Raw genomic sequence first — 24,220 nt, 5'->3', positions numbered from 1 at the left:
CCCCGGACATCCCCATGAGCGCCATCATCGATACCGACATGACCGACCGGCGGCCACTGGGCCGCGGCGACGCCAAGACGCTGATCCTGTCCGCGCTCGGCGGCGCACTCGAGTTCTACGACTTCGTCATCTTCGCGTACTTCGCCAAGACGCTCGGGCACCTGTTCTTCCCGCCGGGAACATCCGACTGGGTCGCTCAGTTGCAAGCCTTCAGCATCTTCGCCGTGGGCTATCTCGCGCGGCCGCTGGGCGGCCTGGTGATGGCGCACTTCGGTGACAGGATCGGCCGCAAGCGCATGTTCACCCTCAGCGTCTTTCTGATGGCGGTGCCGACCCTGTGCATCGGCTTCCTGCCCACGTACGCGACGATCGGCGTGCTGGCGCCGGTCCTGCTGACCCTGTTGCGCGTGATACAAGGCATCGCGATCGGCGGTGAGGTGCCGGGGGCCTGGGTCTTCGTGGCCGAGCACGTGCCGCGGCACCGGGTCGGGCTGGCATGCGCGAGCCTGAGTTCCGGGTTGACCTTCGGCATCCTCATCGGTTCGCTGGTGGCCGCGGCCATGAGCGCGCGGATGTCCGAAGCGGCCATGCTCGACCACGGCTGGCGCATCGCGTTCCTCCTTGGCGGCGTGTTCGGGTTCTTCGCGGTATACCTGCGCCGCTGGCTCAGCGAGACCCCCGTGTTCGCACGCATGCGTGAGCGCAAGGAACTGACGACGGAGTTGCCGGCGTGGGTGGTGCTGCGTGACCACCTGCCGGGCGTGGCCTTGTCGATGGTGGTGACCTGGGTGCTCACGGCGGCCATCGTGGTCGTGATCCTGATGACCCCCACGCTGATGCAGACGGCCTTCCACGTCGCACCGGCGCGCGCCTTCACCGGAGGCAGCCTTGCCGCGTTTTCGCTGTGCATCGGCTGCGTGCTGGGTGGCCTGCTGGTGGACTGGCAAGGGAAGGCGCGCGCGATGCTGGTGGGGTCGTTGGGACTGGCCGCCAGCACCTACGCCTTGTACCTCGACCTGAGGAACGGGGGTGGCAACATGCTGGTGCTGTATTCCCTGGCCGGATTGTTCGCCGGCGTGGCGGGCATCGTGCCATCGGTGCTGGTCGCCGCCTTTCCGCCGGCGATTCGTTTTTCGGGCATTTCCCTGTCATATAACGTGGCCTATGCCATCTGCGGCGCCGCGACCCCGGTACTGGTGGGTTACCTGGCGAAAACCTCGGGCGGCCTCGGGCCCGCGCATTACGTCGGCCTCGTGGCCCTGGTCGGTGTCGCCAGCGGTCTCTACATGATGCGGAAAGGGAAGGGCGTGGAGCAGCCCTGAGCGGGCCGGCCGCTTTTTGCGCTTCACGCATTTTTCATGCCCGTGACGAGGGCGGCCGAGCGGCCGCCCTATGCAGTTGCGCCGGCTTCGTACCTTCGGCATGCTTTTCCCATCGAGGCATGCCGCCGCGAACACCGGGTCGTTCCCCGCGCCCCACCGTCGTCCCCCTACCTGTCGCTCCAGACCCCATGACTGACGTCATCACCCTAGGCTGGCGCGAACGGCTCGCACTTCCGTCGCTCGGCGTTCCCATCCTCAAGGCCAAGCTCGATACGGGCGCGCGCTCGTCGTCGCTGCACGTCGAATGGCTGGAGGTGGACCAGCGGGCCGACGGTGCCTGGTTGCGCTTCCAGGTACGTACCACGCGCAAGGGTGGCGTATCCGCGCCGTGTGAGGCGAAAGCCATCGGCCAGCGCGCGGTCACCGACTCGGGCGGCCACACGACGACGCGCTGGTTCATCAGGACGGAGGTGGAACTGGCGGGCCGCCACTTCATGGCCGACATCAACCTGACCGACCGGCGGCACATGCTGTTTCCCCTTCTGCTCGGCCGGACCGCCCTCGATGGACGGTTCCTGGTCGATTCCTCGCTTTCCTACTCGCAGACGCCGCGCCGCGCCGTCCGGGACCCCTCATGAAGATCGCCATCCTGTCGCGCAACGCGCGGCTCTACTCCACCCAGCGCCTGGTGGAGGCCGCGCGCAAGCGCAAGCACACGGTGCGGGTGATCGACCCACTGCGTTGCTACATGAGCATCGCGCCGCAGTCCTTCGCCATCCACTTCAAGGGCAAGCCCCTCGGGCCGGTGGATTGCGTGATTCCCCGGATCGGCGCCTCCAGCACGTTCTACGGCACCGCGGTGCTGCGCCAGCTGGAACTCATGGGCGTCTTCACCCCGAACCCCTCCGACGCCGTGCTGCGCGCCCGCGACAAGCTGCGCTGCCTGCAATTGCTGGCGGCCCGGGGCGTGGACATGCCCCTGACCGCCTTCGGCGACAACCCTGACGATACCGCCGACCTCATGGCGATGCTCGGCGACCCGCCGCACGTCATCAAGCTCAACGAGGGAACCCAGGGCGCCGGCGTGGTCCTGGCCGAGAAGCGCTCGGCGTCGCAGAGCGTCATCGAGGCGTTCCGCGGCCTCTACGCCAATTTCCTGGTCCAGGAGTTCATCCGCGAGGCGAACGGCCAGGACCTGCGCTGCTTCGTGGTCGGCGACCAGGTGGTGGCCTCGATGCAGCGGTCCTCCGCACCGGGCGAGTTCCGCGCGAACCTCCATCGCGGTGGCAGCGCCGCCCAGGTCACGCTGACCGAGGACGAGCGCCGGGTGGCGATCGAGGCGGCTTCCGCGCTGGGGCTGGAAGTGGCCGGCGTGGACCTGTTGCGCTCCTCGCGAGGGCCGCTGCTGCTGGAGGTGAACGCCTCGCCGGGTCTGGAGGGCATCGAGGGCAGCACCGGCGTGGACGTGGCCGGCGCCATCGTGGCCCACTGCGAGGCCCGGCTGGCGGGGCGCCCGGCGGTGCCCAAGGCCCGCCGGCCCAAGGCCCCGAAGGGGTTAACAGCGATTTAAAGGGCGCTCCCCTATAAAGGTCCCACTGTGATTCCGCGACGCGGGGTGACGGTATCGGGGCAGTAGTTCTTTCGGCCCGGGCGGGTTCCCCCCGTCCGGGCCTCTCTTTTAGTCCTGTCCGCTTCACGGTTTCCCCGTTAAGCTTGCCGTCGCAATACTCATAAGACTCAAGCGACCGCACAACGGAGTGCCGCATGCGCGTTCTGGTCATCGAAGACAATACCGACATCGCGACCAACATCGGGGACTACCTCGAGGATCGTGGTCACGTGGTCGATTTCGCCGGCGACGGCGTTACCGGCCTGCATCTTGCCGTGGTGCACGATTTCGACGTCATCGTGCTCGACCTGACCCTTCCGGGGATGGATGGGCTCGATGTCGCCAAGAAATTGCGCCACGAGGCGCACAAGCAGACGCCGGTGCTCATGCTCACGGCGCGCGACTCGCTGGAACACAAGCTCACCGGGTTCGAATCCGGCGCCGACGATTACATGACCAAGCCGTTCGCCCTGCAGGAACTGGCGGCGCGCCTGGAAGTGCTGGCTCGCCGCGGCAAGGGCCCGCAGAGCCGGGTGCTCAAGGTCGGCGGCCTCACCTATAACCTCGACACCCTCACGGTGACCCGTGAAGGCAAGTCGATCCAGCTGAACCCGATCGGCCTGAAGTTGTTGCAGGCGTTGATGGAGGCCAGCCCGTCGGTGGTGACCCGCCAGGATCTCGAACAGCGCGTGTGGGGCGAGGAACTGCCCGACTCCGACTCGCTGCGCGTGCATATCCATGGCCTGCGTGCCGCCATCGACAAGCCTTTCATGGAAGAGCCCTTCAAGAAAGAGCCTCTGATCCACACGCGTCACGGTATCGGATACCGCATGGTCGATCCGGATGCGGTCCAGACGTAAGCTTCGTTTCCGCCTGATCGTCACGTTCACGCTGTTCGGGTTCGGCCTGAGCGCGCTGTTCGCGTTCGCCGCGATCAACATCCGTGAGCGCGTCGAAGAGCAGCTGATCAACTCGGCCCTCCAGGACGAGGTCGATTCGCTGAACGAGAAAGTGCGCGCGAATCCCGAGGAACGGCCGCAGTTCGACATCGTCAAGGGCGCCACGTTCAGCGATCGCACGATCTACAAGGCGCCGCTGAACTGGCAGTCGCTCGGTACCGGCGTGCACGACCTCTACGAGACGGACAAGGACGGGAAGAACCACCACTACAAGGTGGCGGTGCGGCGCGAAGGCGGCATCATCAACTTCCTGCAGTTCGACGTCTCGCGCGATGAGTTGGGCAAGCGCCAGCTGATCACCAGCGTGGTCGCCGCGGTCTTCCTGTTCGGCCTGTTCTCGCTGGTTCTGGGCGTGTGGCTGTCGTCGCGCGTGCTGCGGCCGGTGACCGACCTGGCGCGCCGCCTGCGCGACTTCCGGCGCGTGGGCAAGGCCGAGGCCCTGGCTCCCCATTTTGCCGACGACGAGGTGGGTGAGCTGGCCGTCGCGCTGGACGAATACGCCATGCGGCTGACCTCGGTGGTCGAGCGCGATCGCGAATTCAATTCCGACGTGAGCCACGAGTTGCGCACGCCGCTCGCGGTCATCGCCAGCACGACGGAACTGCTGCAAGGTTCGCCCGATCTCACCGACAAGCTGCGCGAGCGCCTGAAGCGCATCGAGCGTGCCTCGCGCCAGGCCACCGAGCTGATCGAGGCGCTGCTGCTGTTGTCACGCGCGGAGCGTCGCGGGCCGACGCGTGGCGAGACCACGGACGTGGCCAGGGTCGCCGCGGACGTCATCGAAAGCCAGCGTCCGCAGATGGGCGGCAAGCCGATCGAGATCGAACTGATCGCGGATGGATCGGTCACCGTGAACGCACCCGCGTCGGTGCTTTCCGTGGCCTTGACCAACCTGATCGGCAACGCGATCAAGTACACGATGGAAGGCAAGGTCACCGTGCGCGTGCTCGATGGCCACATCGACGTCATCGACACGGGCCCGGGGATCAAGCCCGAGGATGCCGAAAAGCTCTTTCAGCGAGGCATCCGCGGTGAAAAGCGCCACGGGTGGCGGCGCGGGCCTTGGCCTCGCCATCGTTCGTCGCCTGTGCGAACTCTACGACTGGGACGTTTCCCTGCGTCCCCGCCCCGAGATGGCCGGCGCGATCTCGACGATCGACTTCCGCTAGCACGGGAGCCCTCGCGGCTCCCTGTTGTCATCTCGGCTGTCATCAAGATTTCATTTGGACGCCCGACTATCCAACGCTTCCACGGCGTGTACCGGGCTGCCTCAGGGGAGGTGCCGCGGCGCGTCAGCGTGAGTAAGGATGCCGCACTTGTTGAAGCAGACCGTTCTGGCCATCGCCCTGGGCATGGCCTTCGCTTCCGTCGCCCAGGCGACGGACACCGACACCACGGCCGATACCGCCAATGCCGCGGCCAGGCGCGACAAGGCGCAGGATCTCGACGCCGTCTCCGTCATCGGCACCGGCGAGACGCGCCAGGTGCAGCGCCTGCGTACCTCCGACCAGAAGGTGCTTCCGCCGGGAACCAGCCTGCAGAAGGTGCTGAACGTGCTGCCCGGCGTCAACGCGCAGTCTGCGGATGCGCTGGGTACGAACGAACAATCCATGACGCTGAGCTTGCGCGGCTTCAGCGGCACGCGGCTCGGCTACACGCTGGACGGCATGCCGCTTGGCGACAGCGCGTACAACAACTACAACGGCCTCTCGATCAACCGCGCCCTGATCTCCGAGAACTTCGCCGGTGCCGAGCTTTCCGAAGGCATCGGCAACCTCGGCACGCCTTCCACGAGCAACCTCGGCGGCACGATCGCCTACAGTTCCAGCGACCCGCTCAAGACCATGGGTGGCCGCGTCGTGCAAGGCTTCGGCAGCGACCAGAATCGTCACGCCTTCGCCCGCTTCGATACCGGCGAGTACAACGGGTTCTCGATGTACCTCTCGGGCGCGCGCACGACATCCGACCTGTGGAACAACCAGAGCGTTTATAACGGCTCGACCACCAAGCAGTTCAACGGCAAGGCCGTGTGGGACTTCGACTGGGGCCGCCTCACGGGCTTCGCGGATACGTCGCGCACCTCGCAAGCCGATTATTTCTACCTGTCCAAGAGCGAGCTGGCGCGCCGGCTCGGCTGGGACTGGGGCGGCTACGCGCCGGACTGGCAACGGGCGATCGGCAAGGCGTACTGCAACGCCGGCACGCTCAACGCGAAGCTCTGCGACAAGAGCGGCGCGGACACCGATGCCGACGGCGCCTTCACCGCCGGACAGATCCTGCGCGACGACGATCTCTATTATCTGGCCGGCGACTTCTTCCCCAGCGACACGGTCACCCTCCACGCACAGGTCTATCACCACGAGGACGCCGGCGAGGGGCACAACTGGAACAGCGGCACCTATTCGTATCCGGGCACGCCGCGGCAATTGCCGATCATCTTCCGCAACACGCTGTATACGATCAACCGCTCGGGGGCGATCCTTTCCGCCGCATGGGATTTCGCCAACCATCACATCGAAGGCGGCGTGTGGTACGAGCACAACGTCTCCAGCGCCTCGCGCTACAGCAGCTATGTGAGCGGGCCGCGCGACCTGAGCGCTCCCATCGACAGCACGCCTGATCTTGGCGTCTTCGCGCAGCGCACGGTATGGAACACGCGGCAGGCCTTCCTGCAGGACACGATCCGCTTTCTCGACGACGCCCTCACCGTCGACGTCGGCGTGAAGAGCCCGCACGTCACCTCGCAAGCCACGGCGCTTCCTGGTGACGCCGTGCAGCCGATCAAGCCCACGTCGAACAACCAGTTCGCCAGTGGCAAGCTGAGCGCGAGCAAGGCTTTGTTGCCGCAGTTCGGCGCGCGCTACAAGATCGCCGACGGCCAGGAAGTGTTCGCCAGCTTCGCGAAGAACATCGCGATGTTCCAGGGTGGCTTCAAGCTGGGCCCGCAGGCGGTGAGCCAGGCTATCTGGGACACGCAGGGCGATCTCAAACCCGAGAAGTCGCGCAGCATCGAAGCCGGTTACCGCATCGAGACGGGCCCGATCGCCGCCTCGTTGGCCGCGTACAACGTGCGTTTCGACAACCGCTTGCTCCAGTACAACCCCTGCGACTCGCGCCAGCCGGTCGGCCCTTCGTGCGGCAACCGCTTCTACAACGTGGGCGGCGTGGACAGCCATGGCGTGGAAGTGACCTTCGTCTGGACACCGACCGACCACCTGCGCTGGTACAACTCGGCCTCGTACAACCGCTCCACCTATGCCAGCGACTACACTCAGGCAGGTGTCGTCCAGCACACCAAGGGCAAGATCCAGACCGACACGCCGACCAAGCTCTTCGCGACGCAGATCGACTGGACCCAGGGCGCCTGGTTCGCCTCCCTGCGCGGCAAGTACACGGGCGAGCGCTTCTACACGTATACGAACGATCAGGGCTTCGGCGGCTTCACCGTCTGGGATCTTTCCGGCGGTTACGACTTCGGGCCCGTGTCCTTCGCGAAGGACATCCGCTTGTCGCTCAACGTGACCAACCTCGGTGACAAGCGCTACGCGAGCAACTTCGATTCGAGCGCCTTCGTTCCCAGCGATCCGAAGGGCACCGCGTATGTGTTCCATGCCTCGGCGCCGCGGCAGTACTTCGCCAATCTCGACGTGCGCTTCTGATGTTGCGCACGGTCGCCGCCTTCACCGGGGCGCTCCTGTTGGGCAGCGCCATGGCACAGACGGGCGAGGTGCGAGTGCCGGATATCGCTTCGACGCCGTTACCACGCGCCGTTCAGGTGGGTGGCACGACCTATGTCGACAAGGGCCTGGTCGCCGCGGGGTCGTTGCCGGCTGGCACGGTGGATTTCCTCGGCGACACGCTGGGCTCGTTCTCGTCGCTGATGATCGAGCCGGGTAGTTGGAAGCGGGAAGGCGACACGTATACCGGGGTTCTATGGACGCTGCCGGACCGTGGGCGCAACGATCCGGAGCACGACGTGTTCTTCGATTACCGGGGGCGCTTGCACCGGTTTCGTTTCAGCATGACGGTGGGGCGGGCGCGACTTGTGTTGGTGCCCGGCGGCGGACGCGAGTTGCGCGACTTTGACGGCAAGCCGTTCACGGGAGCGGAGCCACGAGGTGGCCTGCGCACGGAGCGGGGCATCGTGCTGCCTTCACCCTCGGCGGGAGAGGGCGCCGGCAAGGTGTCGCTGGACGCGGAATCGCTGCAGTTCACACGCGATGGCGGCTTCTACGTGGGCGACGAGTACGCCGCCAACGTCTATCGCTTCGACGCGAAAGGCCGGCTCGTTGGTGTCCTCGTTCCGCCGAGGTCGGTGCGACCGCTCGACGCCGACGGCAAGCCCGATTTCACGTCCCTGCGTACGCCCGCCAGCGGCCGGCGCAATAACCAGGGCGTCGAAGGCATGGCGCTTTCGCCAGACGGCAAGCGTCTGTTCGTCGTGTTGCAGAGCGCGCTGGTTCAGGACAGTGCTCCCGGCGATGCCTCGGGCCGCACGCTGACGCGTGTGCTCGTCTACGACGTGAGCCGGAATGCGGCGCCGAGACGTCCCGTGGCGCACTACGTGGTTCGTCTTCCCGCGTACGACGACAAGGGCGAAGGCAGCACGCCGAACAAGACAGCCGCACAGAGCGAGATCCGGGTCATCGACGACCACCGTTTCCTCATGCTCGCCCGCGACGGCAATGGCTACGGTGCCGAAAACGGCAAGCCCATCGTGTTCAAGAGCGTGTTGCTGGTGGATACGGATGGTGCCAGCAACCTCGCGGGAACCACGTACGAGACATCGACGACGTCGATACTTGGGCAGGATGGCAGCCTGCGCGCCGGGATCCACCCGGCCTCCTGGAAACCGCTGGTCGATCTGCTGGACCCCGCCGATCTCGCACGCGTCGGACTGTCGATCGAACGCGACAAGCCCGGCATGGCGATGCTTTCCGAAAAGTGGGAAGCGATGGACCTCGTCCCCGTGCTCGATCCGGCCTATCCCGACGACTGGTTCCTTCTGGTCGGCAACGACAACGACTTCATCGCGAAGCACTGCGTCATGGAAGGGCGGCGCTGCGATTCCGCCATCGATAACGACAACCGCATCCTCGTGTACCGGCTGACCTTGCCGGGCATGCGTTCCACCGCCGCCTCCCACCACCATTGAAGGGTCATGCGCATGATGAAACGTACGGTTCTATCCCTGTTGTCGGCCACGCTGCTTCTCGGCGCCACGGCCAGCCATGCCAATACGCCGGCCTACGTCGACAGCAAGGAATACAAGGTGCTGCTCGATCCCACGCGCTTCGCCAGCAATCCGTCCAGCGCGGCGGCCACGCTCCTGCACGATGTTTCGGTGCGTCTGTCCGCGCTTGCCTTCGACAAGACGATCACCGGCAACTTCAGCGCGGGCGACCGCGACACGCTGGCCTATTACGACACGCCGCACAGCTGCTCGCTGATGAATCGTGGCTACTCGGTGCGCACGCGCGCCGGCGACCACAACGACATCCAGTTCAAGTTCCGTCACGCGGATGAAGAGCTGTCCTATTGGACGGACGTGTCGGGTGCGGGCAAGAACAAGGAGACCAAGCTGGAGACCGACGTCACGCCGGGCGGCCTCGTGCTCGCACATTCCACCAAGCAGGACGCGACCACCACGCCTACGACCGTCTCGGCCCTGATCAAGCAGTTCCCGGGTGCGTCGGCGTTGTCCGATATCTCCACCGCCGGGCTTTCGCCGGTGGCGGGTGTCACAGTGACGCAGCAGGAGTACGACGGCCCGGAGTCCGACATCGGTCAATCGGTAGCCGAGTTCACGCTGACCCTGTGGTACGTCAACGGCGCGTCCGCTCCCGCGCTGGCCGAGTTGTCGTTTCGCGTCGAGGCCGACGCGGACAACTACTTCACCACGCCGGTGCTCACCCGCTCGCAGACCTTGAACAAGGCGATCGGGTCGATCGGCAACGGCTGGAACATCGCCAACGACGGCGGCAAGACTAGCTGGCTCTACGCCTATAAGTCGTCGACGTACCCGAACGGCTTCTGCAACTAAGCGGTCTAGGGTAGGAAGAGATATCTAGGGTGGGAAGCGGCCTGGGCCGCGATCGGGCTTGCGGCAAGACCGATCGCGCGCCAGCGCGCTTCCCACCCCACCGCACTCCACGCCAGAGGGTTACAGCGGCTCCAACCAACCCCAGCGGTCTGCGGTCTTGCCCGTGAACAGGCCGAAGAAGAGTTCCTGGAGGCGGCGGGTGATCGGGCCGCCCTTGCCGCTGCCGACCTTCTTGCCGTCCACGGAGCGGATCGGCGTGACTTCGGCTGCCGTGCCGCACATCAGGATTTCGTCGGCGAGGTAGAGGTATTCGCGCGGCAGGTCGCGCTCGACCACCTCGATGCCTTCCTCGCGCGCCAGCGTCATCAACGTGTGGCGGGTGATGCCGGTGAGGATCGAGGCGCTGGCCGGCGTGGTGTGCAGCACGCCGTCGAAAACGAGGAACAGGTTCTCGCCCGCGCCTTCACTGAGCAGGCCCGTAGAGGCCAATGCGATGCCTTCACCGAAGCCCAGGCGGCGCGCCTCGCGGGCGATCAGCTGACCGGAAAGATAATTGCCGCCGGCCTTGGCGCCGGCCGGAATCGTGTTGGGCGCGAAACGCTGCCAGCTCGATACACAAGCGTCGATGCCGTTTTCCAGCGCCTCGGGCCCGAGGTAAGGGCCCATGGGCCACGTCGCCACGGCCACGTCGGTGGGGCATTCGGCCGAAAGGCCGAAACCGCCGAGGCCGCGGAAGGCCACGGGGCGCAGGTAGGCGGCCTTGAGATCGTTCTTCTTGACGACCTCGCGGCAGGCCTCGGCCAGTTCGTCGACCGAATAGGGGATCTCGATGTCGTAGATCTTCGCCGAGAGGAACAGGCGCTTCAGGTGGTCGGTGAGGCGGAAGATGGCGGCGCCATCGGGCGTCTCATAGCTGCGGATGCCTTCGAACACCGACGAGCCATAGTGCAGCGCATGCGCCATCACGTGGACGGTGGCTTCGCGCCACGGCTTGATCTGACCGTTCTGCCAGATCCAATCGGGATAGTTCTGCGACATGGGTACGCTCCGGAGGGGACCGCCCATGATAACGGGTACGGCCGCCACCCACATGGCGCGTCGCGTCAGTGCGGCGGCGGATGGAACACCTGTCTCACCCCGGCGGGCGCAGCCACAGGCATCCGGAATCCCTCACCACGCCGAAGTGCGCACGGCGGGTCGATCCGTCACCGCCCGGTCCCGAGGTCACCGCGTCGATGCCTCCACCCTCGCTGCCTTCGAGCGAGACCAGGGGCTGCCGTACCAACGCTTCCATGGAACGCAGGCTGTCCACGGTGCCGCCGCTGCCGTGGCCGTTCCACAGGATCAGCCCGCCGATGCGGTTGGCGCTGCGGGAGGCGAAGGCTTGCGCCACGCCGTCGCGTAATTCGGCGAGATCCTTCGCGCAGAGCAGTCCGGCCGAAGGGCCGTTCGGTGTGGCCGTCAAAGCGGAGGAAGCCGTCGCGGGCATGATCGACGTGGCGCCGAGGCTGGTGCACGGCTGGTCGCTGAAGACGGGGCGGCCGTCGGAACCGACACAGCGATGGATCGCGGTCTGCGCGGCGGTGGGCAGGGCGAGGAAAAGCAGCAGGAGCAGGGCGATGGCGCGGATCACGGGGCGGAACACGGTGGCGAGCGGTGCGCCATCATCCCCGGCGGCGCCTCAGCGAAGGGTGACGGCGCGCACGTTTAGCGTGCGGCGAGCCGCTCCAGCACGGAGGTCGTCGCCCGCGCGCGATTGATCGTGTAGAAGTGCAGCCCGGGCGCGCCGCCGTCTAGCAAGCGCTGGCACAGTTCCGCCACCACCTCGGCGCCAAGGTCGCGTACCGCGGCCGCATCGTCGCCATGGGCTTGCATGCGCTTCACGATCCAGCGAGGAATTTCCGCACCGCATTGCTCGGAGAACCGGCGCAGCTGGCTGAAATTGGCGATCGGCATGATGCCCGGCACGATCGGCACCTGCACGCCGAGCTTCGCCACGTCATCCACGAAGCGGAAATAGGCATCCGCGTTGAAGAAGTACTGGGTGATCGCGCCATTGGCGCCGGCGTCGACCTTGGCCTTGAAGTGCCTGAGGTCGGTCAACGCGTTCTCGGCCTGCGGATGGGTTTCCGGGTAGGCCGCGACCTCGATATGGAAATGGTCGCCGCTATGCTCGCGGATGAAGGCGACCAGTTCCGCCGCGTAGCGGAAATCGCCAGGGGTGGCCATGCCGGAAGGGAGGTCGCCGCGCAGAGCGACGATGCGGCGACAGCCCGTGGCCTTGTAGGTTTCCAGCAGCGCGGCGATCTCCGCCCTCGTCCCACCCATGCAGGACAGGTGTGGCGCCACCGAAAGCCCGTGCTCGGCACGCATGCGCTTCACGGTGTCGTCGGTGTAGCTGAGCGTCGATCCGCCCGCGCCGAAGGTCACCGAGACGTAGTCGGGCGCATGCGCCTTGAGACGGACGACGGCCGCATCGAGCTGCGCGCGCTGTTCGTCGGTCTTGGGCGGGAAGAATTCGAAGCTGATGGCGGGCATGGGCGATCTCGCGTGGATGTCCGCAGTATAAATATCTTTCCATCCAGATGGAAAGATGGCTGATCCGCCGTCACCCTCGTCGCTTCGGTTACACCGTCGCTCGGGAAAGGGTGCCGCTGCGCGGCCATGTTCTATGGCTGGTGTCCCGTCGCGCCTTGCGAGGCTCCCTCACCCGGGTGGGAAGCGGGCTGGCCCGCGATCCGTCATCCTGTTTCGAGCGAACGAGGCGATGCATCGCATGCGAGCGAGCGGTGAAAAGCCTCGCCCGATCACCGCAAGGTCTCCTTCGCCAGCGGCGAGGTCGAGGATTCGCGGGCCAGCCCGCTTCCCACCCGGCAGCTCCCCCACGACGCCGCACACGGCGAATGCTAATGCGAGGGCGAAGCCGAGCTCCGCACCAGGAGGACCCCGGACATGCGCGAAGAACCATAAAAAACCCCACCTTGTGGGTGGGGCCTTCGATGTTGCAGGTTGATCGTTCGATCAGTAGCGGTAGTGGTCCGGCTTGTACGGGCCTTCCACCGGCACGCCGATGTAGTCGGCCTGTTCCTTGGTGAGCACGGTCAGCTTCACGCCGATCTGCTCCAGGTGCAGGCGGGCGACTTCCTCGTCGAGCTTCTTCGGCAGGCGGTACACCGTCTTCTCGTAGGTGTCCTTGTTCTTCCACAGGTCGATCTGCGCCAGCGTCTGGTTGGAGAAGCTGTTCGACATGACGAAGCTCGGGTGGCCGTGCGCGCAGCCGAGGTTCACCAAGCGGCCTTCGGCCAGCATGTAGATGCTGTTGCCCTTGGCGAAGGTGTAGCGGTCGACCTGCGGCTTGATCGTCTCGCGGGTGACGTCCTTCGCCGTGTTCAGGCGATCGATCTGGATCTCGTTGTCGAAGTGGCCGATGTTGCAGACCAGGGCGTTGTTCTTCATCGCCGCCATGTGCTCGAGCGTGATGATGTCCTTGTTGCCCGTGGTGGTGACGTAGATGTCGCCGAAGCCGAGGGTCTCTTCGATCGTGGTGACCTGGAAGCCTTCCATCGCGGCCTGCAGGGCGTTGATCGGATCGATCTCGGTGACGATGACGCGGGCACCGAAGCCCTTCAGCGAATGGGCGCAGCCCTTGCCTACGTCGCCGTAGCCACAGACGACGGCGACCTTGCCGGCGACCATGAGGTCGGTGGCGCGCTTGATGCCGTCGGCCAGCGATTCACGGCAACCGTAGAGGTTGTCGAACTTGCTCTTGGTGACCGAATCGTTGACGTTGATCGCCGGGACCAGCAGCTTGCCGGCTTCGGCGAGCTGGTAGAGGCGGTGCACGCCGGTGGTGGTCTCTTCGGAGACGCCGCGCCATTCGGCGGCGACCTTGGTCCAGAAACCCGGGCGCTCCTTGGCGACGCGCTTGAGCAGGTCCTTGATGACCTGTTCCTCGTGGTTGGCCCCCGGCGAGTTCACCCAGTCCGAACCCTGCTCGAGTTCGAGGCCCTTGTGGATGAGCAGGGTGGCATCGCCACCGTCGTCGACGATCAGCTGCGGGCCGAGCTCGCCCGGGTGGGTCAGCATGTCGAGCGTGCAGTCCCAGTATTCCTCCAGCGACTCGCCCTTCCAGGCGAACACCGGCAGGCCACCGGCGGCCAGCGCCGCGGCGACGTCGTCCTGGGTGGAGAAGATGTTGCACGAAGCCCAGCGGACCGAGGCGCCCAGCTCGCGCAGCGTCTCGGCCAGCACGGCGGTTTCCTTGGTGACATGCAGGGAGCCGGAGAGGCGCACGCCCTGGAGCGGCTTTTCCTTGGCATATCGGGCGCGGATCTGCATCAGGCCCGGCATTTCCTCTTCCGCCATGCGGATGCGGCGGCGGCCGAGGGCGGCCTGCGAGATATCGCGGACCTTGTAATCCTGGAAGGTGTCTTTGGTGACGGCGTTCATCTGGCGTAGCTCCGGAGATTCACGGGGGCGCCGTTTGGTGGGACGCCGCGCCGAGCCTGGCCTATGGGATGGTCCCACGGTCGCAGCGCCCCTCGGCGGGCAAAACGGTCCCTCGATTGTATCGCGGAATCCGGATGCAGGGATGAACACATCTTTTTCGGTACTCTCGGGGTTTCGACGCCAACCGAGAGTCCCATGGAAGCCGCACGCGATCCCGAGTTCCTACCCCACGACGGCCCCCTGCGCGAGGACGTACGCCGCCTCGGCGCCCTGGTCGGCCAGATGCTGGCGGAACAAGGCGGTCAGGCCTTCTTCGAGCGTGTGGAACACGTGCGCACGGCGGCGATCCACCGCCGGCGCAGCGGAGCGGCGGTGGATGCGCTGGCCGAATCGCTCACCGGCCTGGACGCGGCGGATGCCGAGGCATTGGCCCGCGCCTTCGCCACCTACTTTCAGGCCGTGAACACCGCCGAGCGGGTCCATCGCATCCGCCGCCGCCGCGATTACCAGCGCGAGGGCGGGGCGCCGCAACCGGAGTCGCTGGCGGCCGTGCTCGCCCTGCTGAAGAAAGACGGCGTCGGCCGCGACGAGCTGGTCCGTCTGCTCGAAAGGCTGGACGTGGAGCCGGTGTTCACCGCCCACCCGACGGAAGCCGTGCGCCGCTCGCTACTGGAGAAAGAACAGGAAATCGTCCGCGCCCTGGTCGATGAGTTCGATCCCACGCGCACGCCGCAGGAGTTGCGCGACGACGACGCGCGCATCCTGATGGCGCTCTCGGCGGGATGGCAGACCGCCGAAGCCTCGCCGGTCCGGCCCAGTGTGCAGGACGAGTTCGACCACGTCGGCTTCTACATCTCCCGTCCGATCTACCGTGTGCTGCCCGCCCTGTACGAGTCGTTGCAGCAGGCCATCGCGGAAACCTACGGTGAAGGCGTGGCGATTCCGCGCCTGCTCCGCTTCGCCACCTGGGTGGGCGGCGATATGGACGGCAATCCCAACGTCAACGCGGACACCATCGCCGCCACCCTCGCGGCGCAGCGGACGCTCGTGCTCGAGCGATACATGGAGGACGTAGCTGCCCTCGGCCGCCTGCTCAGCCAGACCGAGGATCGCGTGAAACTGGATGACAGCTTGCAGCGGCGCATCGAGAACTACGGCGAGCGCCTTCCCGATGCCGCGGAGCGTATCCGGCCACGGCATGCCGACATGCCTTACCGGCGCTTCCTCACCTTCGTTGCCGCGCGCCTCGACGCCACGCTGCACGAAGGTTCCGAGGGTTACGCGTCGGCGGACGAGTTCATCGGCGACATCGCGCTGGTCGAGAAGAGTCTCGTGGAACATGGCGGCGCGCATGCCGGTGCGTACGCGGTGAATCGCCTCCTGTGGCGCGCACGCACGTTCGGGTTCCATCTGGCGCGTCTGGACGTCCGCCAGGATGCGCGGGTCCACGACGAGGCGCTGGCGGCCTTGCTTGGCGACGGCGACTGGGCCAACCGCGACACGGCGACGCGCGTGAAGACGCTGCGGCCGTACGCCGCGGGCGAGCGCAGTTTCGTCGCCGGCGACGATCACGAGGCCGCCGGGATGCTGCGCGCGGTGTTCGCCACGCTGGCCGATTCACGCAAGCGTTACGGACCGGAGGCTACCGGGCTCTACATCATCAGCATGGCCGAGACGGCGGCGGACGTGCTCGCCGTGCTGGCGCTCGCGCGAAGAGGCGGTTTGCTGGAAGACGGTCGCGTGCCGCTCGACGTCGCCCCTTTGTTCGAAACCATCGACGATCTCGCCGGGGGCGCGGAAACCCTCCAGGCCTTGCTGGACGACCCCGTGTATCGCGCGCACCTCAAGGCACGCGGGAACCGGCAGTGGGTGATGCTGGGCTATTCCGACAGCGGCAAGGACGGCGGCACGGTGGCTTCCAAGTGGAGCCTTCAGCGCGCGCAGGTGGAACTGCTGGAGGTCGCGTCGAAGGCGGGTATCCGCGTGGCCTTCTTCCATGGCCGCGGCGGCTCGGCGAGCCGCGGTGGATCGCGCATCACGCCTGCCTTGATGGCCTCGCCACGCGGCTCCGTCGGTGGCGTGCTGCGTGTCACCGAACAAGGCGAGGTGATCCATCGCAAGTACGGCATCCGCGCACTCGCCGTGCGTAACCTGGAACAGACGCTCGGCGCCGTGATGCGTGCCTCGCTGCGCCCTCGCGAGATCGAATCACGCGAGGTGGCATGGAAAGAAACCATGGCGCGACTTTCGGAGGAAAGCCGCAAGGCTTACCGCGCCTTCGTCGACACCGAGGGCTTCGTCGAGTACTTCCGCGGCGCCACGCCGATCGATGTGATCGAGCGGATGACCCTGGGCTCGCGCCCCGCGCGCCGGCGCAGCATGAAAGGCGTCGAGGACCTGCGGGCGATTCCCTGGGTGTTTTCCTGGACCCAGTGCCGCGCGGTGCTCACTGGTTGGTACGGGCTCGGCGCCGCGTTGGATGCCGTGGCGCGGGAATGCGGCGAGGAGGCGCTGGTGCGCATGGCGCGGGACTGGCCCTTCTTCTCCACCATGCTGGACGACGTGGAAATGGTGCTGGCCAAGGCCGACATCGACATCGCCGAGGCCTTCTCCCGTCTGGCCGGCCCGCTGCACGAGCGCTTCTTCCCGATGATCCGCGAGGAGTTCGCGCGGACCGTCGCCTGGCTGCTCAGACTCAAGGGCGCGAAGGAGTTGTTGGCCGCCGAACCCAGGCTGGCCACGTCGATCCGTCTGCGCAACCCGTACGTGGACCCGATGAGCCTGCTCCAGGTGGACCTCCTGCGGCGCTGGCGCGCCACCGGCGGGCAGGACGACGCCCTGCTCAGCGCCTTGGTCGCTTGTGTGAACGGCGTCTCACAAGGACTACAAAACACCGGCTGAGGCCTAAAGCCACGCCGGGGTCTGCCGACACAGCGGCCATGGGCACCCGTTCGGGGTGCTCCGCCACTCCGGTAGGACTCCATGAAACAGAACAGCGACCGCGCCGGCCGGCGCGGGATGAGTGTCGGCGCTCGACTGACCCTGCTCGTCGTCGGCATCGTCGCCCTCGGCATCGCCTTGCTCACCGTCGTCGTCACGACCATGGCTTCGCGCGAGCTGGAGGCTAGGGCCCGGGAGGACCTCGCCCGCGGCAACCGGGCCATCATCGGCACGGTCAACACGTTCAGCGGTGCGCTGCTGGCCGAGTCCGACCGTTTCCTCGGCGTGTACAAGAGCTATTTCCCGGGGAAGTTCACGGTCGACGACAAACACCGCGTCACGATGGCGGACCATACCGTGCCCTTGCTGCTGCACGACGGCAAATCGTTGAACAACGACTTCTCCCTGACCGACGAGTTTTCCGCGCGTGCGCACGTGGTGGCGACGCTGTTCGTCCGCGACGGACCCGATTTCGTCCGTGTCACCACTTCGTTGAAGAAGGAGGACGGCTCGCGTGCCGTCGGCACCTCCATCGACCATGCCCACCCGGCGTTTCCCTTGCTGCTCACGGGCAAGTCGTACGGTGGCCCGGCCGTGTTGTTCGACCGTCCGTACATCACGCGTTACGAACCGATCAAGGACGAGGCGGGCAACGTGCTCGGCGTCTTCTTCGTCGGGGTGGAGATCGGCAAGGAGATGCAATCGCTGCGGGACGAGATCGCCGCGATCCACATCGGCCAGAGCGGCTACTACTCCGTCGTCGACGCCAGTGCCGGAAAGCGCTATGGCACCCTCATCGTCGATCCGGCGATGAAGAACGAGGCCGCGAACGCGCCTGGCGCCGCGCTCAAGATGCTCGACGTGGATGGCCAGCCCATCTTCGGCCGCATGCTGTCGGGCGGGAAGGGCGAACTGCGCTATCGAGTCGAGGTGGACGGCCGGCCGGTGGACCGCCTGGCCGTCTACGCGACCGATCCCGCCTGGAGTTGGCTCGTGGCGGGCACCGTGGACATGGATGAACTCCTTGGCCCGGTGCGGCACATGCGCCTCATCGCCGCCGCCACCAGCATCGCCCTGGTCGTCGTCTTGTGTCTGCTCTTGTTCTTCGCGATACGCATGCGTATCACCCGGCCGCTATCCGACGCGGTCGAGGCCGCGCGACGTCTCGCCGAAGGCGACCTCACGGCGCGGCTCGCCTCCGCGCGTGGCGACGAGATCGGCCAGTTGATGCGTTCCATCGACGGCATCGGCGACGGCCTCGGCGACATCGCGCGTTCCGTGCGCAAGGCCGCGGCCAGCATGGCGGGCAGCACCTCGGAGATCGCGGCAGGCAACGCCGACCTCTCCTCCCGCACGGAAACCCAGGCGCACGAGCTTCAGCTGACAGCGTCCAGCCTCGACCTGCTGACGCGTACCGTCCGCGATAACGCGGGCCATTCCGCCCGCGCCAGCGCGCTGGCGGCCGACGCGAGCGTGGCGGTGCAGCAGGAGGCAGGCGCGATGCAGGAGGCGGTGGAAGCGATGAACGGCATCCAGGCCTCCGCGCAGCGTATCGCCGATGTCATCGGCATCATCAACGGCATCGCCTTCCAGACGAATATCCTCGCGCTCAACGCCGCCGTCGAAGCGGCGCGCGCGGGCGAACAGGGCAAGGGCTTTGCCGTGGTGGCGGAAGAGGTGCGCCATCTCGCCCAGCGCAGCGCATCCGCGGCGAAAGAGATCGAGTCGTTGATCACCGAGTCGGTGGCCCAGGTCGATGCGGGGCACGGCCTGGTAACGGATGCGGGGCGCAACATGGAAACGGTGCTGGGCCGCATCCGCGCGGTGGCGGACCTGATGGGCAACATCAGCCAGGCCTCGAGCGAACAGTCCGAACAGATCGGCCGGATCAACCACGCCGTTTCGCGCATGGACGACTCGACCCAGCAGAACTCGGCCCTGGTCGAGGAAGCCGCGGCTGCCGCGAAGAGCCTGGAAGACCAGGCCGCGCAACTGGCCCGCGTGGTCGAGGTGTTCCAGCTATAAAGCGATGCTCTGGTGGGAGCCGACCTTGTCAGCGATCCCGCGGCTGCGGGCCAGGTAAGGCAAGCACCCATCGCCGCTGAAGCGGCTTCCCACCACAGCATCGGGTAGGCCAGTTTAGGAATAGACCTGTGGGAGCCGACCTTGTCGGCGATCCCGCGGCAGCGGGCCAGGTCGAGGCAAGCACCCATCGCCGACAGGGTCGGCTCCCACCGGGGTGAGGGCTTTCCATGTGTCGGTGCTACCCCAGGAGTGCATGCCGGTGGCGGAGAGAACTCAGCCTTCCAGCTCTTCCCACCGCGCGAACGCCACATCCAGTTCTGCCTGCAACCTGGCCAGTTCCTCGTTGCCGCGCGTGATCGTCGCCGCGTCCTGCTGGAAGTACTTCGGATCGTTCATCGCCGCGGTACGTCGGGCGATCTCGGATTCCAGTTCCTCCAGCTTCGCCGGCAGCAATTCGAGCTCCCGCTGCTCTTTGAAGGAGAGCTTTTTCTTCGGCGTAGCTGCGACGGGCGCGGCTATGGCCGTCGGTGCCGAAGCAGAAGTGGAGGCTTGCGTCGCCCCCGGCCCCGATGCCTCTGACGTCGACGAAGACCAGGCAGCCTTCGACCCGGCAGGCTTCGCGGCCACGGCGGGCCTCTGCCGCAGCCAATCGCTGTAACCACCGATGTATTCGCCGACCACGCCATCGCCTTCGAGCACCAGGGTGCTGGTCACCACGTTGTCGATGAAGTCGCGGTCGTGCGATACCAGCAGCAGAGTACCGGTGTATTCGTTCAGCAGTTCCTCGAGCAGTTCCAGTGTCTCGACGTCGAGGTCGTTGGTCGGTTCGTCCATCACCAGCAGGTTCGACGGCTGGGCGAACAGCTTCGCGAGGAGCAGGCGGTTGCGTTCGCCGCCGGAAAGCCGCGTGATCGGCGCGCGCGATCGTTCGGGCGAGAACAGGAAATCCTGCAGGTAGCCGACGATGTGCTTGCGCTGGCCGTTGAGCTCGATGTATTCGCGGCCCTGGGCTACGTTGTCGAGGGCGTTCAAGCGGTCGTCGAGCGTGGAGCGGTGCTGGTCGAAGTAAGCCACTTCCAGCCCCGTGCCCAACGTGACTTCGCCTTCCTGCGGCTTGAGCTCACCCAGCAGGATCTTCAGCAGCGTGGACTTGCCCGCGCCGTTCGGGCCCATGATGCCGACGCGGTCGCCACGCATGATCGTCGTGGAGATATCGCGCAGCAGGGTGCGTCCGCCGTAGGCCTGAGTGACGTGCTTGGCGTCGATCACCTTGCGTCCCGAGGATTGCGCGGTGGCGAGGGTGATCCTGGCGTTGCCGGATTGTTCGCGGCGCTGGGCGCGCTCGTTGCGCATCGCCTTCAGTGCGCGCACGCGGCCTTCATTTCGGGTGCGCCGTGCCTTGATGCCCTGGCGGATCCACACTTCTTCCTGGGCCAGCTTGCGGTCGAAATGCGCCTGGGCCTGGGCTTCCGCATGCAGGCGTTCCTCGCGGCGGCGCAGGTAGTTGTCGTAGTCACCGGGCCAGCTGGTGACCTGGCCGCGATCGATCTCGACGATGCGCGTGGCCAGCGCACGCAGGAAACTGCGGTCATGGGTGATGAAGACGATGCTGCCGGCGAAGCCCTTGAGGAAGGTTTCGAGCCAGGCGATCGCCTCAATGTCGAGATGGTTGGTCGGTTCGTCGAGCAGGAGCAGGTTCGGGTCGCGCACGAGCGCCTGGCCAAGCAGCACGCGGCGCTTCATGCCGCCGGACAACTCGGAGAAATCGGTGTCTGCCGGCAGTTCCAGGCGTTCGATCACTTGCTGTACGCGTGAATCGAGATCCCATGCGTTATGCGCCTCGATCTGCGACTGCACGTCGCCGAGCGCGTCCATGTCGCCCGTTTCGAGGAGGTGGTGGTACCGCGCGAGCAAGTGGCCCAGTTCGCCCAGGCCATCGGCTACCACGTCGAAGACGCTGCCCGAGGTGTCCTGCGGCACTTCCTGCGTGAGACGGGCGATGCGCGTGCCGCCTTGCAGGCGGATCTCGCCGTCGTCCGGGTGCAGTTCACCGGCGATGAGCTTCATCAGCGTCGATTTGCCGGCGCCATTGCGCCCGACGACGCAGACGCGCTCGCCGGCATCGAGGGAAAGGTCGACCTGTTCGAGCAGGAGCGGGCCGCCGACGCTGAAGTCGACGTTGAGGAGTTGGATAAGGGACATCCGGATATTGTACCCGGTGACGCCTTGTCACCTCATGACACCGCCCGTTGGTAGAAGGTCCCGCTCAGGTGGGGAGCCCTGGTGGGAGCCGACCTTGTCGGCGATGGGTGCTTGCCTCGACCTTGCCCGCTGCCGCGGGATCGCCGACAAGGTCGGCTCCCACCAGGGCTGGCCTGTTCCACCAGGGCTGGCCTGTTCCACCAGGGCTGGCCTGTTCCATCAGGCCGCTGCGTTAAGGTGTATCCACCCGGTAGCGCGTGTGCTGGCGCCATACCGCGCCGGGGCGAAGGATCGCGCCTTCCGCATCAGGGCCGTTGACCTGGTCGGGAAAGGCCTGCGTTTCGAGCGCGAAGCCGGCGAACGGCCCGTAGCTGTCGCCGTTTCGCGACGGTTGCCCGGTGAGTTTCTGCCCGCTGTAGAACTGCAGGCCGGGGCGGTCGCTCTCGACGGTGAGACGGCGGCCGCTCGAAGGTTCCACGACCTCCGCGACGACACGTGGCGCCTGGGCCGCTGACGGGCGTGGGATATAGCAATGGTCGAAGCCACCCACCAGCTGCAGTTGCGGATCGGGCCAGTGCAGGCGCGATCCGATTGGTGCCGCCTCTCGGAAATCGAAGGCGCTGCCGGCCACGGGCTGGCGTCCCACCGGTATCGCCCCCGCATCGATGGCCAGGAATTCGTCCGCGTCGATCCGGATCATGTGGTCGCGGATGTCCGGCCGGCGGTCGTTGAGGTTGAAATACGGATGCGCGGTCAGGCTGAGCGGGGTAGGGGCGTCGCTGGTGGCGATATAGCGCAGGTCCAGCGTGCCGTCATCGTCGAGCCGCACGCGCAACTCGACCTTCACTTCGCCGGGAAACCCGCCATCGCCCTCGGGCGACACCAGGCGCAGCACCAGGTCCTCGCCTTCAGGCTCCACGTCCCAGCGTTGCAGGTGGAATCCATAGTTGCCGCCATGCAGGTGGTTTCCGCCGTCGTTGCGGTCGACCTTGTAGTCGATGCCATCGAGCCGGAAGCGTCCGCCACGAATGCGATTGGCCCATCGGCCGACGATCGCACCCATATACGCGTTCGAATCGATGTACTGCCCTGCGTCGGCGTGACCGAGCAGGACCTCGCCCATGCGGCCCTGGCGGTCCGGTGTCTGCCAGGAGAGCAGGGTGCCACCGAGGTCGGATATCTCGACCTGGGTGTCCCGGGCGTTGCGCAGGGTCCAGCGATGGAGCAGGCGGCCGTCGGGGAGTTGGCCCCAGGCGGTGGCGTTGGATACGGGCATGGGTGAAGCGTTTCCCTGCGGAAGGCGATCAGGTCGCCGCCGTCTTGCGATGGAGGTCGAGGTATTGGCGCGGCGTGCAATCGTATTCGCGACGGAACACCGCGTACATGTACTGGAGCGAGGTGAAACCACAGCGAAGCGCGATGTCGGCCAGGGGGGTGTCCGAATTCGCCATGAGGTCGCAGGCGGTATCGAGCTTGTGCTTCAGGATCACCTGGTGCACGGTCTGCTTCAGTTCGCGCTTGAAGTGTTCTTCCAGCACCGTGCGCGATACCCCCACGTAGTCGGCCACCTGTTCGGTCTTGATGCCGAGGCAACCGTACTGGCGAATGTAATGGCTCGCCCGCATCACGTGCGGACTGCGCATCGGCTGGTACTTGCTCGATACCTGCACGTTGATGCCGACCGGCGGCACCAGCACGCGCGTGCCCGAGCAATCCATGCCGCGCAGCATCTGGTGCAGCAGATGAGCCGCGGTGCGGCCCATTTCCTCCGCGCCCTGAATCACCGAGGTGAGTGGAATGCGCGTCAGCAATTGCGCCATGGGGTCGTTGTCGATGCCGACGATGGCGATCTGCTCGGGCACCGCGAAGCCACCCATCACGCATGCCTGCAACAATTGCCGGGCGCGAGCGTCGGTGACCGCGATGATGCCGATGGGCTTGGGAAGCTCGGCCAGCCAGGTGACCAGTTCCTCCACCGCCGTGCCCCAGCCGCCCGCGCTGGTCGGCGAGCCCTGGTAGATCACGCCGTCGATCGATTCCTCGTCCACGATCGCCTGGAAGGCGCGCTCGCGCTCCTGCGCCCAGCGGCTGCCCGGGTGGGGCGGTATGCCGTAGAACGCGAAGCGGCCGAGGCCTTGCTCGATCAGGTGGTCGTAGGCGAGCCGGACGAGCCGCGCATTGTCCGTGGCGATATAAGGCACGCCCGGCGGATAGTCGGCGGGATCGTGATACGAGCCGCCCACCGCGACCACGGGAATGTGCAGGTCGCGCAAGGCTTCCGGCGCTTCCGGGTCATCGAAGTCGGCGATGACGCCGTCGCCGCGAAACTGGTGGATATCACGCATGCGGCTGCGGAAGTCCTCCTCCATGAAGAGGTCCCATTCCACGCGCGTACTGTTGAGGTAATGCCCAATGCCGGCGATGACCTGGCGGTCGTACACCTTGTTGGCATTGAACAGCAAAGCGATTCTGTGGGGAGACATGGGCTTCCGTCGAGGGGGCATCGCCGGCAAGGTCGGCTCCCATTCGGACCTCATGCGAGGCCACCTGGACCTTCTGCGGGGATCGGTGGGAGCCGACCCTGTCGGCGATGATCGCCAGTCGCCAAAAACTATCAGGCTTTGCGTTATCTGACCATGACGCAGCGCGGCATCGAAAAAGAGCCCAGCCC

16 protein-coding genes, 1 pseudogene and 1 riboswitch are annotated in these 24,220 nt (G+C 66.3%); of the genes and pseudogenes, 10 read left to right on the top strand and 7 right to left on the bottom strand.

Annotated features, from left to right (window positions below; translation table 11 throughout):
* The first annotated feature begins 14 nt into the window (after positions 1-14).
* From QFZ41_RS07240 to QFZ41_RS07205, 8 genes and pseudogenes are all read left to right on the top strand, one after another.
* Entirely contained in the window at positions 15-1,322 is a 1,308-nt protein-coding gene (locus QFZ41_RS07240; protein ID WP_429198136.1) for an MFS transporter, read from the top strand.
* A 188-nt stretch (positions 1,323-1,510) separates the two neighbouring features.
* Complete coding sequence (locus QFZ41_RS07235) at positions 1,511-1,960, top strand: ATP-dependent zinc protease family protein (protein ID WP_429198135.1); 450 nt, start codon at positions 1,511-1,513, stop codon at positions 1,958-1,960.
* Positions 1,957-2,892, top strand: coding sequence for a 30S ribosomal protein S6--L-glutamate ligase (gene rimK, locus QFZ41_RS07230; RefSeq protein ID WP_371022625.1), 936 nt, complete (start codon positions 1,957-1,959; stop codon positions 2,890-2,892). Before QFZ41_RS07235 ends, rimK begins: the two co-directional genes overlap by 4 nt.
* 194 nt (positions 2,893-3,086) lie before the next feature.
* Positions 3,087-3,791, top strand: a complete 705-nt coding sequence (locus QFZ41_RS07225) for a response regulator transcription factor (RefSeq protein ID WP_429198134.1) — start codon at positions 3,087-3,089, stop codon at positions 3,789-3,791.
* Positions 3,775-5,059, top strand: a pseudogene (locus tag QFZ41_RS07220) (sensor histidine kinase). The gene QFZ41_RS07225 and the pseudogene QFZ41_RS07220 overlap by 17 nt, the downstream one beginning before the upstream one ends.
* A 138-nt stretch (positions 5,060-5,197) precedes the next feature.
* Positions 5,198-7,549 carry a TonB-dependent receptor gene (locus tag QFZ41_RS07215; protein WP_429198133.1) on the top strand — a complete coding sequence of 784 codons (2,352 nt, stop codon included), beginning with the start codon at positions 5,198-5,200 and terminating at the stop codon, positions 7,547-7,549.
* Positions 7,549-9,045, top strand: a complete 1,497-nt coding sequence (locus QFZ41_RS07210) for an esterase-like activity of phytase family protein (RefSeq protein ID WP_429198132.1) — start codon at positions 7,549-7,551, stop codon at positions 9,043-9,045. The genes QFZ41_RS07215 and QFZ41_RS07210 overlap by 1 nt, the downstream gene beginning before the upstream one ends.
* Positions 9,046-9,057: 12 nt before the next feature.
* Complete coding sequence (locus tag QFZ41_RS07205) at positions 9,058-9,933, top strand: hypothetical protein (protein WP_429198131.1); 876 nt, start codon at positions 9,058-9,060, stop codon at positions 9,931-9,933.
* A 120-nt stretch (positions 9,934-10,053) separates the two neighbouring features.
* On the opposite strand, the gene QFZ41_RS07200 is transcribed toward QFZ41_RS07205, so the two are convergent.
* The 4 genes from QFZ41_RS07200 to ahcY all read right to left on the bottom strand — a co-directional run bounded on the left by QFZ41_RS07200 (position 10,054) and on the right by ahcY (position 14,382).
* Positions 10,054-10,971, bottom strand: a complete 918-nt coding sequence (locus tag QFZ41_RS07200; RefSeq protein WP_371022631.1) for a branched-chain amino acid transaminase — start codon at positions 10,969-10,971, stop codon at positions 10,054-10,056.
* 94 nt (positions 10,972-11,065) lie between these two features.
* A complete protein-coding gene (locus QFZ41_RS07195) occupies positions 11,066-11,566 on the bottom strand; it encodes a DUF4124 domain-containing protein (RefSeq protein WP_429198130.1) in 501 nt (166 codons plus the stop codon).
* A gap of 74 nt (positions 11,567-11,640) precedes the next feature.
* On the bottom strand, positions 11,641-12,471 hold the full coding sequence (gene metF / locus QFZ41_RS07190; protein WP_429198129.1) for a methylenetetrahydrofolate reductase [NAD(P)H]: 831 nt from the start codon (positions 12,469-12,471) through the stop codon (positions 11,641-11,643).
* A 483-nt stretch (positions 12,472-12,954) separates the two neighbouring features.
* A complete protein-coding gene (ahcY, locus tag QFZ41_RS07185; RefSeq protein WP_429198128.1) occupies positions 12,955-14,382 on the bottom strand; it encodes an adenosylhomocysteinase in 1,428 nt (475 codons plus the stop codon).
* 18 nt (positions 14,383-14,400) lie between these two features.
* Positions 14,401-14,482, bottom strand: a riboswitch (S-adenosyl-L-homocysteine riboswitch).
* A 95-nt stretch (positions 14,483-14,577) separates the two neighbouring features.
* Between ahcY and ppc the strand changes: the two genes are divergently transcribed.
* On the top strand, positions 14,578-17,283 hold the full coding sequence (gene ppc / locus QFZ41_RS07180; RefSeq protein ID WP_429198127.1) for a phosphoenolpyruvate carboxylase: 2,706 nt from the start codon (positions 14,578-14,580) through the stop codon (positions 17,281-17,283).
* Between the two features lie 81 nt (positions 17,284-17,364).
* Complete coding sequence (locus QFZ41_RS07175) at positions 17,365-19,347, top strand: methyl-accepting chemotaxis protein (protein WP_429198126.1); 1,983 nt, start codon at positions 17,365-17,367, stop codon at positions 19,345-19,347.
* A 273-nt stretch (positions 19,348-19,620) separates the two neighbouring features.
* Here the strand turns inward: QFZ41_RS07175 and QFZ41_RS07170 are convergent, their stop codons facing one another.
* The 3 genes from QFZ41_RS07170 to QFZ41_RS07160 form a co-directional block, all read right to left on the bottom strand.
* The gene (locus QFZ41_RS07170) at positions 19,621-21,549 is read right to left on the bottom strand and encodes an ATP-binding cassette domain-containing protein (RefSeq protein ID WP_429198125.1); all 1,929 of its coding nucleotides are present in this window, start codon (positions 21,547-21,549) and stop codon (positions 19,621-19,623) included.
* 232 nt (positions 21,550-21,781) lie between these two features.
* Positions 21,782-22,825: an aldose epimerase family protein gene (locus QFZ41_RS07165; protein ID WP_429198124.1), complete on the bottom strand. Its 1,044-nt coding sequence runs from the start codon at positions 22,823-22,825 to the stop codon at positions 21,782-21,784.
* Positions 22,826-22,853: 28 nt separating this feature from the next.
* The gene (locus tag QFZ41_RS07160) at positions 22,854-24,032 is read right to left on the bottom strand and encodes a XylR family transcriptional regulator (RefSeq protein WP_429198123.1); all 1,179 of its coding nucleotides are present in this window, start codon (positions 24,030-24,032) and stop codon (positions 22,854-22,856) included.
* Between the last annotated feature and the right edge of the window lie 188 nt (positions 24,033-24,220).

The organism is Luteibacter sp. W1I16 (genome assembly GCF_050434905.1).
In the GTDB taxonomy this organism is placed as follows: domain Bacteria; phylum Pseudomonadota; class Gammaproteobacteria; order Xanthomonadales; family Rhodanobacteraceae; genus Luteibacter.
This window is presented reverse-complemented; position numbering and strand designations above follow the sequence as displayed.